Source organism: Psychrobacter sp. TS_SC_6, assembly GCF_056156305.1.
In genome coordinates this window covers 1,538,243-1,550,376 of the sequence record NZ_CM149590.1, presented here as the reverse complement: position 1 = coordinate 1,550,376, position 12,134 = coordinate 1,538,243, and the positions used below count along the sequence as shown (strand labels likewise).

Below are 12,134 nucleotides of genomic sequence, written 5' to 3'. Positions count from 1 at the left end.
TGAATGCGGCATGACGGTAGCTCCTGGTGACAGCATAAATGCAGTAAAGTGGATAACGAAAAGTAAAACCGTTAAAAAACTCAGTCTATGACTGACCCGTGATCAGTTTTACTCTATAAGCTATAGGTTGCAAACTGCGTGCCACATGAGCGATTAAGCTTGTACTAATTGACCATACTCCGCGATCAATTCATTGATCTGACCCACACAAGAGCCGCAATTGGTACCGGCTCGGCACTGTTTTCCGACTGCGGCCGCACTGGTACAGTTATGCGTAGTAATGGCCTCAATGATGATATTTTTTCCAACGGACATGCACGAACAAATTAACACCCCGGGATCGGTATAACCACTGGCAGGACGCCCTGCTAACAACCACTTATAACGCTGATTGAAGGGGATTTGGCTGGTATCGGCAAAACAGCTGTCGAGCCAATGTATACTCGGTAGCGCGTTGAACGTTGGGGCAAGATAGACAGCCATGATGAGCGCCTCACGAACCTCCTGATTGTCTGTTTTGATGTTGGCTATGTTGGCCGTCACGCTGCTATTTACCGCTGCTTCATCGATGGATTGGGTCATAATCAAGCGCAATTGCTGGTGCTCTTGGCTGACGGTGAACGCCGTATTCATAGCGCAAGCCTGTGAAACTGATGGCAATGAGGATTGCACAGCTTGGGCAAACTGCTGCCAAAACTCAGGGGTATTCAACCGATCACGTACTTTCATGCTTGGGCTGGCAACGTTGATTAATATGCTATTCGCTTGGCGACTGAGATTCCAAGTAAATGAGGGTAATTGAGCTGCCGAAGACGTATCAACACCTGCACTATTATTATTTTGCAATAACGCTTCTCGTCCTTTTTTTGCCTCAAGATTATCCAAAATGGTACGCAATTGCACTATAACGGCGTCTTGCCAGTCAAGATGCACCAAAATCTTGCCAAATGTGTACATAGGCACAGCCTTAACACTGATTGCTGAGTTTTTAAGCTCGGGCTGCCCCGAATGTGGATCGACAACTGTTGGAATCAGCGTACCCATACGAGCAAAGCTGGCAAAAGCATCGCTCCAGTGCATCGGCATAAACGCATCGCCAACTCGCATTGCATTGCTAATCGCCACTTGTACCAGTACGTTACTCGCGGCGACATCATCAGTCAGAGCAGATGTCACATTTTTTTCATATTGACGATAAATCTGCACAAAGTCATCGGCTGCCACACCCAATTGCTTGGCATCATCAGGATGTAGTGTCAGTGTGGGTACGGATTGGTGCTGGTTTAACTGCGGGGCTAAGCCTGTGCGAGTCATGGTATGCCATTGATCGCGCAGTCTGCCCGTGATAAGCCGTAAATCAATGCTTGGGTTATTCAATGTTGACGATAGATCCTCCTCTGTTTTCCTGACCGATTGAGGGGGCTGTTTAAAGGACGCTTGATTAAAAAGAGACGAATGCACATCAGTTTGCCGTCTTTTAGATTGTCGCTTTGGGCGGTGTCGATTGGGCACACTGGCATCATTAGAAGGAGTCACGGCGATCAGCTGTGCTTTGATGCAAGTTACTATTTGGTGAATAGCACTCTCTACCGACGGATCAGATACCTTGTCTTGAATCATAGAGATACGCGTGCCGCCCCACTGAAACGGTGGCATCATGTCATAATCTTCACGACTAAGCGCACTTGACTTACGGCTTTGATGAATAGGCTGACCGTTATGATCGGCCTCCGTCATAAACACAGACAAATCTTTGGCGAGATTGAAATAACGCGGCTGATTTTGGGGTGATACATCTTGATTTTGATCATTACCATAGGCTGTTAATGCCACATGCTCGTTGAATATCTCGCTGGGATCCTGATAGTCAAACCCTGCCAGCCCCATGCGTTTGGCGACTTGTGACAGTATCCACCAGTCTGGTTTTGCCACACCTGTCTCTGGCATTATTGAGCGTTGACGAGAGATGCGCCGTTCAGAATTGGTGACCGTTCCTGATTTTTCGCCCCACCCTTGCGCAGGCAGTACAATGTCAGCACATTTCACCGTGTCACTGTCTATTGAACAGTCAGACACGATCACCAAGTCGCATTCTGCCAGCGCTTGGCGAAATCTGTCCGCCTCTGGCAAACTGACCACTGGATTGGTCGCCATAATCCAAATAGCCTTGATTCGACCATCCAAAATAGCGTCTGCTGCATCGCACGCTTTGATGCCAGCCTCTGGAGCAATAGAGTGAGGTGCCTCCCAAAAGTCCGCCACCAACTGCCGATGATCGGCATTTGCCAAATCCAAGTGAGCAGCCAGCAAATTGGCCAGTGCGCCTACTTCTCGTCCGCCCATCGCGTTGGGCTGACCAGTGAGTGAAAAAGGACTTGCCCCCACTTTACCCACACGCCCCGTGTACAAATGAGTGTTGATAATGGCATTGACCTTGTCCGTGCCACTTTTGGATTGATTCACTCCCATACTGAACGCGGTCACTGTCTGCTCATTGGCCGCAACCAGCTCATAAAACTGACGAATACTATCACTTGGCACTTGGCAGGCGCTCGCCACTTTATCAATCGTCCATACTTTAGCTGCATTCAAAGCATCGTCGACACCCATAACTTTGCTGACATACTCTTCATCTTGGCAACCGTGCTGCTCAAGGTAATGCAATAAACCATTGTATAAATGCGTGTCAGTGCCAGCCGCAATGGGCAAATGCAAATCCGCAAACTCACAAGAATCTGTACGGCGTGGGTCGATGACGATTAGCTTTTTGTTTGGATTCAATTTCTTGGCCGCTAAAAAACGTCCAAAGAGAATAGGATGACACCACGCCATATTTGAGCCGACCATTACCAACAAATCACAGGCTTCCAGATCTGCATAATTGGCGGGCATCAGATCGGCACCAAACGCCCGCTTGTGCCCTGCTACCGCTGATGACATGCACAGCCGAGAATTGGAGTCGATATTATTATTACCGATAAAACCTTTGATGAACTTATTGGCAACGTAATAGTCTTCAGTCAATAGCTGACCTGAGACATAGAACATAATGCTGTCGCGTCCATATTTGGCGATGGTGTCGTTTAAACGCTTGGCAATATCTGCTAATACAGTGTCCCAGTCGATGTTGTTAATAAGTGGCTGTGTATCAAACATTTTTGTAGCATGAAGGCGATTACATATTTCTAGCGACATGGGCTGCTGCTGGTGCATGGATGCCAGCTTGTTTTGATAATAAGGCTGAGTCAATCGACGCTCAGCACCCAATGTTTGGGCAAGCGCGCTGCCTTTTGAACATAGTTTGCCAAAGTTAGCAGGGTGCTCAGGATCGCCTTTGACACTGACCGTGCCAGCCTCATCAATCTGAGCCAAAACACCGCAACCAACGCCGCAATAAGGACAGGTTGTACGGACAGTTTTGATCGAACCATGAGCGGTGTCTAGCGACCGCACTTGATTCATCGTGTCAGTCATACTGATATCGTGAGTAGCAATGGTCTGGCTCGCCACATTGTTAGGATGCCGAGATGATTGACCTGAGGTTTTATTGATTGCCACTTCACTCATGATACCTCCTCCACCAACTCAGTCATGGCCAATACATCATTTGTCCCATCAACGGCTCTATCGTTCAGATTCAATTTGTCCAAATCACAATAAGCACTACCAAAAATTAAGTCCTCTTTTATGAGCGATATATCGACGTTGTCGGTGATAAGTTGACTGTAAAAACTGCCATCATTGACGTCACCATAGAGTACAGCGCCGATGACTCTATTATTCTTAAGATAAAGGCAGTGATAATGGCTTAAAGTGGGCTGACGATAGATGAGCGTTTCAATAGCCTCAGCATCGTCATCCTCAAAGGCAATTTGACCAGCAGAAAACGCCGATACGCCAGATACTTTTAACTTTAAAGACAAGGGTTTGCTAACGAAAGGTATCCAGTGCTCTTGTGAGGACCCAGTGTCGTCTGATGGGGCTATGGGGTCTGATATTAGCGCATCTTTTAAGACCGTCACGAGCGTATCGACTTGCTGATTCACGGGAGCGACCATGCCAAACAGCTCCCCATTTAGTTCGATGCACTCGCCGATTGCATACACATGAGGACAACTGGTGTGCATGCAGTCATCCACAACGATGCCACGATTGACGGCAATACCACTGTCTTTCGTCAGGGCGGTATTGGGAATCACGCCCACTGCCATCACGATAAAATCTGCCTGCAAGATACGACCGTTTTTTAAGGCCAGTCCGCACACCTCGTCGGCGTCGTTTATGACGATGGCTTCAGTATTTGCAGACACTTCTAGACCAACGCCGCGTCGAATTAACTCGGCTTGCAAAAGCTCGGCAGCTGGCAAGTCAAGCTGGCGATTGAGCACATAATCGTCAACATGAATCACGGTCATGTTTGCCCCTTGCGCAGCCAACGCACATGCTGCCTCTAATCCCAATACACCGCCACCAATCACCATCCCTGTTTTGCCTTGACGGGCATACTCGGTTAACGTGGTGACATCTGCTAAGTCGCGAAAGACATGCACACCTTTGGCCGTATGATTGGGAAACGGTATCACTCGAGCCGTTGAACCAGTCGCAATCACCAATTTGGCATAATGAAGACTTTGCCCATTATTAAGCTTAATACACTGGTGTTCAGTATCAATCGTCTCAACGCCGACCCCAGCCAGTACCGTGATACCCAATTGCTCATACTCTGATTTATCATACAAATACGTGTCCTCAAACGCCGTATCTCCTGCCAGCACTGGCGACAACATGATGCGGTTGTAACCCACCTGTGGCTCTTTACTAATCAGAGTGATTGGTAGCGGTACAGCAGAGGTTTCTGCCTGCATACTGTCTGAGTGCGCGTTATTTGCCTGTATACCTTGCTGCCGCGCCCGTGCAAGCTCAATGGCAAAGCGGCTACCCGCCATGCCAGCGCCAATGATGATGACACCCGCACTGCCAGTTTGATCATTATGATGATTGGTCTTATGGCTATCAGCACTATGTTCGCCAGCACTAGCATTATCACTAGCACTAGCATTGTCACTAACACTGTCACTAGCGGCGTGATAGGCAGACCTTTCGATAAATTCTGTCGTATAAATATTAGACTTTTCGGCAGTTTTTGACCTATGAAGCAACATAAAGCGACGTTCCTTAGCAGCATAGTGCAATGTTAAACAAGCGATAACATGTCATTGAACGTGGGCGATCATGACAGATAGACCCACAACAATAAGACGATGATGACCGTTTGTATGAAGCAAATGCCATGCCATACCAATAAGGGATTGCGTTTAATTAGTGGTTCAGGGTCGCGACTGCGTGCTCGATTGTCAGGATTGAAGTCTTGTAAAAACTCACCGATGGCCTGATAGCGAACATTGATATTGGGGTGTAGCGCCCGCATGAGCGCTTGCTGAATAACGGACGGTACATTGTGTTGCCGTAACGGCTGCGCTGGCATGACGAGAGTCTGCTGTGGATTCATCAAATCTTGCGAGCCAAATGGCAGTTGCCCTGTCAATAGCTCATAACCGATCACGGCAATGGAGAATAGGTCAGAATGTACCCCTTTTGGTGCATCAGTGTAATACTCTGGTGCAGCGTAATGTAGATCACCATTGGGTGGTCGCGTACTGTCTTTTAATATTGATGAGCTGGCAGAGCCAAAATCGATTAGCTTCACTGCCCCTGATTGGGTTAAGAGGATGTTCTCAGGTTTAATATCTTGATGCAGGAGATAATTGCGGTGCATCACGCGAGCGGCCATACCGATTTTGGTCAGCAAATCATAAGTTTGCCATACATCGCAGGGCGCATGGCGTTCGATGAAGTCGCGTAAGCTCTCGCCTTCGATATACTCGGTCAAGTGATATAAATAGTTGGTGCTAGCAGGCACTGGGTAGTAACGCAGCAGCCCTGAGGCGTGCAATCCCGACCCCATATTGTGGCTAGTGTTTTTATTTGCGTCAGTCGTCTGCAAGAGATTGGGATCCGCTTGATTATAAGCAGACTCGCCAGCACGGCGGTGTTTTGAGAGGCTCAGACCAATTTTGCGTTCTTGTAAAAAATCACGCAGATAATGACCATCAGCAATGGTATCAAGGCTTGGCGACTTCAGCACAAAGTCATTTTGATCAGCATCTTGCACCTGATACACATGACTGCGGGCAGTACAGGCAATAATACTGATCACGGTAAAACCATCGATACAATCCCCCACTTCTAAATCTGTGGGCAACTGATAGCGATGAATGTCGTGAGACGTTGCGCTATTACTTTCAGGCAAATCAACCGCACTAGAACTATCTATCAAGGTCGATTCATTTGATATCGCCTTCATACTCAGCATGATCATACTCAAGTTATCGTGACTGCCCTCTGTAAAAGCGTGCTCACATATGGTCTGACTGGCTTGAAACCCTGTTGGTAGTTTATGCGTGGTAGCCAGTGCCTGACACATATTTGTCGCTGCCGTACATAGCTCAAACGTTAATTCGACCTCATCGATATGCTCATAAATACCATCGGTCATGATTGCCAAGCATTCGTTTTGATGCAGCGTAAATACCAATTGTTGTAAATCCACTTGTCCATCAGCGCCAATAGCTGCCGACAGCGCTCCTTTGTCTTCGCCTCGATGAATGCGGTGATCGTCACTAAGTACCGTCAGACTGTCTATTCCAACACGGTAAATTCGTGAATCGCCCGTATGGAACAGATGAATACGATCACCAATACACAATAAGCCTGACAGCGTCGACAACAAAGGTGGCACTCGCTGGTATGCTTGCGGAAAATACAACACATCATTGGCTTTATTGACTGCCGTTCTAATGATGCTAGCCACTTGATCCTCATCCAAACTGGCAGGCATGGCTTGAGGCTGATCCTCAGACTCATACTGCACTTGCACCAATTTTGCCAATGCAAGTGTGATTTTTTCGGCAACGGTGTTGATGACCAGCTGACTTGCCTGTTTTGGAAACTGGCAAGCACTGACGCCATCTGCCATGAGCACAAGCAGTGGCGCTGTTAGCCTTGTCGCTTGTTTAGGCACATAATTTTGGGTTAAGTCGGCAGATTCGGTCGCTACAGCATCCCCAAAATAATGCGGCAGACAAGTGGTTATTAGTAGGCTGTCTTGATTTTCCACTTTACGGCCTTTCATAGTAAAAAAGTCCAGCCACCATAAGGCAGAGTCTGCATTAGAATGGCTGGATTCAATGGCAGATGACTGACTACAAATGTGACTGTGACTATCCGAGTCAGCAGGAATATCAATGGTCATGTCGATAGCCATATTAATAGTCAAGTCCGCACTGACTTTATCACCCTTACGTGGCGGGCTGTTGTGAGTGTCTTTTGGACTGCTCTGTTGGCAAGCTTTTGTCATCGTGGTCACAGTCATCCCCATTAATATTTCTTGTGCTACCGATGGCTGACTTGAATTTCGGCAAACGTTCCATCTGGCATCTCTTCTATGATGACACCTTCAGGTTCTTTGAGTAAAAATAGCGCAAAGAAACCAATCACGGCTGTCGCGGCGATCACAAAGAAAAACACCTGATACGACACCAGACTAAGTATCGTTAAATAGACCACTGAGCCGACGTTACCGTATGCGCCCGTCATGCCTGCAAATTGCCCTGTCATACTGCGCTTGATGAGTGGAATCACCGCAAAGACTGCACCCTCTCCTGCTTGTACAAAAAACGAGCAAAACATAGTAATCAATAACGCCAGCGCCAGCGGCCATGTTGAGTCAAGAAAGCCCATCAATAGATAGCCGACGGCCAGCCCAGCAGTTAAAATCAACAAGGTAATTTTACGACCGAATTTATCACTGAGCCAACCGCCGCCAGGACGCGACATAAGGTTCATAAAGGCATAACTTGATGCCAGCACACCCGCCATCACGATCGATAAGCTAAAGGTCTCTTGATAAAACAACGGTAACATCGAGACGACGGCAAGCTCTGAACCAAAAGTTGCAAAATAGAGAATATTGAGGATGCCAACCTGCTTAAAATCATAACGATGCGCCTCAGGTACAGGCGTGGTAAAGACCTCTTTATTAAAGCGGTAGCTACTAATGAATTCGTAGATATACAGCACAGCAAGACCAATATAAACCATAGTGACACTAGATTGACTAAGCAAACTCACGCCAGCAGGTGACAACTTCCATGCCAATAACGCCAATGCCAAATACATCGGCAATTTAAACACCATCATCAGCCAAAAATCACCCGATGACGTCACCATCATGGCGCCCGACTTTTTGGGTTTAAAGTAAGTGGCACCTTTGGGGGTGTTGCGCGCCATTTTATAAAAAACCACGCTATAAAGTGCCATGACGACACCTGATACGGCAGTGGCATAACGCCAGCCCTCATCGCCGCCAAAGACAGCCGCTGCACCAATCGCCACGGTTGGCAATAACAGTGCCGCTGCGGCTGAGCCAAAATTGCCCCAGCCGCCATAAATGCCTTCTGCCGTGCCCAGCTCATTGGTCGGAAACCAATCACTCATCAAGCGAATACCAACCACGAAGCCTGCACCCACAAAACCCAGTAAAAAACGAGACAAGGCCAAGGTGTTGTAATCTTGTGCAAAGGCAAAGGTAAAGCACGGAATCGCACCGATGGCCAAAATCGCTGTATAGACAAGACGTGGGCCAAAACGATCGGTCAACATGCCGATGATGACACGGGCGGGGATCGTCAATGCCACGTTCAAAATCAGTAGCGTTTTGACTTGGTCTTTAGTCAGATTCAGCGTCTCACCAATTGCTGATAAAAACGGTGCATGGTTGAACCACACAAAAAAAGTCAGAAAAAACGCCATCCAACCTAAATGAAGGATTTTATTTTTGCCAGTAAAAGATAGGATGTTAAGCTTGTTTTTATTTGGTGCAGTGGGGCTTGATGATGGCGATGAAGACATAAGCGGTTTCCTTAAATAGTAAAATTCAGGGCTAACAGGGAAAGCCGTAAGAATACGTTATATTGAGCGAACTGATCTGTCAGAGCAATTAAGGTGGTGCAATGGCTGTGCCAGCTGCCGCTATGAGCCTCGTTATACAGATAAAACCTCAGCTTTGATAAAATCGTTCATGCTTTACTGTAGATGGCTTCCAAGGAGATGTTGCAAGGTCATTCATAATTTAACAGCCATATACAAACGCTAATTTTATCGAGATGAATGAGAAACCCTGACTGCCACGAATACAATCAAATTGGTGCATGGTTTTATCTATTTTGGTGCATCCATTTTTTATATTCTGATCTGTAAAGAGCGATAACGGTTTTATTTACTATTGCTATTCATACCCTCGAAAATACCGCGCTATCTTAGAGATACATTGTCATTGTCATCGCTTTTTGTCTGCAGTTTTGAGCCTCACGCTTAGAGATATGGCGCTATATAACGGTTTTTGGCACAGTTATTGAAGGTGTCTTGCTGTAAGCACTATTTAGACAAACCCATGACTAAGGATAATCACATGAGTAGCACTATAGTGAGTAAGGCAGGTAAAGCTAAGTTGGTGGTGATTGGGAACGGTATGGTTGGACATCATTTTATTGAGCGGGCCATAGAAAAAGGGTTACATGAGCAGTTTGAGATTCATGTGTTTGCTGAAGAAGACCGTCCTGCTTATGACCGTGTGTATTTGTCCAGTTATTTTGAGCACAAGGATGCCAGTAAGCTGAACCTCGTCGACCTCACCACTTATGAGTCGTCGCAAATTAATTTGCATTTGAACCAGCGAATTGTAGATATCGATTCGACCAATCGCTCTATCACCACTGAAGCTGGCGAGCAGATTGAATATAGTGAGTTGGTGCTAGCGACAGGCTCATATCCGTTTGTGCCACCAATTGCTGGTCGTGAGCATCCGCACTGTCATGTGTATCGTACCATTGCTGATTTGGATGAGATTTTGGCCATTGCTGAGTTACCCACAGTCAAAAAAGGCGTGGTGGTGGGCGGCGGTCTACTTGGACTTGAAGCAGCAAAAGCCTTGGTTACATTAGGTCTCGATACCTATGTGGTCGAGTTTGCCCCGCAGCTAATGGGCGTGCAGCTTGATGCAGCGGGTGGCGAGATTTTGAAGCGCAAAATTGAGGCGCTGGGCGTAAAAGTCCTGACAGGCAAAAACACTCAGGAGATTTTTTCTCATCCTGATAGTACAGACCCTAATAGTACAGACAGTAATGCCAACTATCTCACCATGCAATTCACCGATGGCACCTCGCTTGATACCGATATGATTGTGTTTAGCGCAGGTATTAGACCACAAGATGGCATTATCAAAAACAATCCAACATGCGGTATCGAGATAGGCGCACGCGGTGGCATTTTAATCAATGAGCAATGCCGTACCAATGCCGATCATGTCTATGCGGTTGGCGAGTGCGCCGTTTGGGACAATAAAGTGTTTGGCTTAGTAGCACCCGGCTATAACATGGCGAGTATTTGTGCGGCGCAAATTGCAGGAGATAAAACACAAACCTTTACGGGCGCTGATATGAGCACCAAGCTCAAACTGATGGGTGTTGATGTAGGTAGTATTGGCGACGCACATGGCAAAAGCGCCGACAGCTTGAGCTATTTATATCAAAATCCTGCGACAGGTATCTATAAGAAACTGGTCACAACGCCTGATAACAAACGCTTGCTTGGTGCTGTATTGGTGGGCGATACCGAAGACTATAATAATTTATTACAACTGTATCTCAATGACATTGACCTGCCAGCGCATCCTGAAAGCCTGATCCTACCCAATGTCGAAAAACCTGTAATGGGCATCGCCAATCTGCCAGATACCGCCACGATTTGCTCCTGTTATAACGTGTCCAAAGGCGCAATTTGCTCAGCGGTCGAAAACGGCGCGTACTCGATTGCTGATGTAAAAGCAGTGACAAGTGCAGGCACCGGCTGCGGCGGTTGTGCGCCCATGGTGAAAGACACCCTGAGCCATCAGCTAACCACGCTTGGTTTTGAGGTCAATAACGACTTGTGCGAGCATTTTGCTTACTCTCGTCAAGACTTGTACAGCTTGATTCGGGTGCATGGCATCAGAACCTTTGATGAACTGCTGACTGAACATGGTCGCGGTCATGGCTGTGAGATTTGCAAACCAACCGTCGCCTCTATTTTGGCATCGTGCTGGAATGATTATGTGCTAAAACCTGAACTGACGCCATTACAGGACAGCAACGATTACTATTTAGGAAATATCCAAAAAGATGGTACGTATTCCGTCGTGCCGCGAGTACCGGGTGGCGAGATCACTGCCGACAAACTCATCATCCTTGGACAAGTCGCAAAAGAATTTAACTTGTATACCAAAATCACTGGCGGGCAGCGTGTTGATCTGTTTGGTGCACGTCTGGAGCAGTTGCCTGATATCTGGACACAACTGGTGCAAGCAGGGTTTGAAACTGGGCATGCTTACGGCAAATCGCTACGTACCGTCAAGTCTTGTGTGGGTAATGACTGGTGCCGATACGGGGTTGACGACAGTATGGGTCTCGCTTTGAGGTTAGAGGATCGTTACAAAGGCGTGCGTTCGCCGCACAAGATTAAAATGGGTGTGTCAGGCTGTATGAGAGAGTGTGCTGAGGCGCAAAGTAAAGACTTTGGCATGATCGCAACCGAAAACGGCTGGAATTTATTCGTCTGCGGCAACGGCGGTATCACCCCGCGCCACGGCGAGCTGTTCGCAACCGACCTCGATACTGAGACCTTAGTCAGATATATCGACCGCATCATTATGTTCTACATCAAAACGGCCGACAAACTCCAGCGCACCTCAAAATGGCGCGAAAGTCTAGACGGCGGCCTTGAATATCTACAAGCGGTCATCATCGAGGACAGTCTAGGCATCGCTGATGAGCTAGAAGCACAAATGCAGCTGTTAATTGATAATTATGTGTGTGAGTGGAAAGCCACCATCACCGATAGCGAAAAGCTCAAACGCTTCCGTCACTTCGTCAATAGTGAACAAGGAGATGACAATGTGGTCTTTGTCACCGAGCGCGAGCAAATTCGCCCCGCGACCGATATTGAAAAAGCTAAAATCTTAGTGACTGAGTTGGCTTAAT

Annotated in this window: 5 protein-coding genes; 1 reads left to right on the top strand and 4 read right to left on the bottom strand. The window is 47.2% G+C overall.

Going from position 1 to position 12,134, the window contains the following annotated elements:
- Positions 1-153: 153 nt before the first annotated feature.
- From AC0J5Y_RS06570 to AC0J5Y_RS06555, 4 genes are all read right to left on the bottom strand, one after another.
- Entirely contained in the window at positions 154-3,567 is a 3,414-nt protein-coding gene (locus tag AC0J5Y_RS06570) for a molybdopterin-dependent oxidoreductase (RefSeq protein WP_475129946.1), read from the bottom strand.
- Positions 3,564-5,162: an NAD(P)/FAD-dependent oxidoreductase gene (locus AC0J5Y_RS06565; protein ID WP_475129945.1), complete on the bottom strand. Its 1,599-nt coding sequence runs from the start codon at positions 5,160-5,162 to the stop codon at positions 3,564-3,566. Before AC0J5Y_RS06565 ends, AC0J5Y_RS06570 begins: the two co-directional genes overlap by 4 nt.
- A gap of 68 nt (positions 5,163-5,230) precedes the next feature.
- The gene (locus AC0J5Y_RS06560) at positions 5,231-7,192 is read right to left on the bottom strand and encodes a bifunctional protein-serine/threonine kinase/phosphatase (protein ID WP_475132113.1); all 1,962 of its coding nucleotides are present in this window, start codon (positions 7,190-7,192) and stop codon (positions 5,231-5,233) included.
- A 260-nt stretch (positions 7,193-7,452) separates the two neighbouring features.
- On the bottom strand, positions 7,453-8,970 hold the full coding sequence (locus AC0J5Y_RS06555) for a NarK family nitrate/nitrite MFS transporter (RefSeq protein ID WP_475129944.1): 1,518 nt from the start codon (positions 8,968-8,970) through the stop codon (positions 7,453-7,455).
- Between the two features lie 559 nt (positions 8,971-9,529).
- Here AC0J5Y_RS06555 and nirB point away from each other — a divergent pair.
- Positions 9,530-12,133: a nitrite reductase large subunit NirB gene (gene nirB / locus AC0J5Y_RS06550; protein WP_475129943.1), complete on the top strand. Its 2,604-nt coding sequence runs from the start codon at positions 9,530-9,532 to the stop codon at positions 12,131-12,133.
- Position 12,134 lies beyond the last annotated feature (1 nt).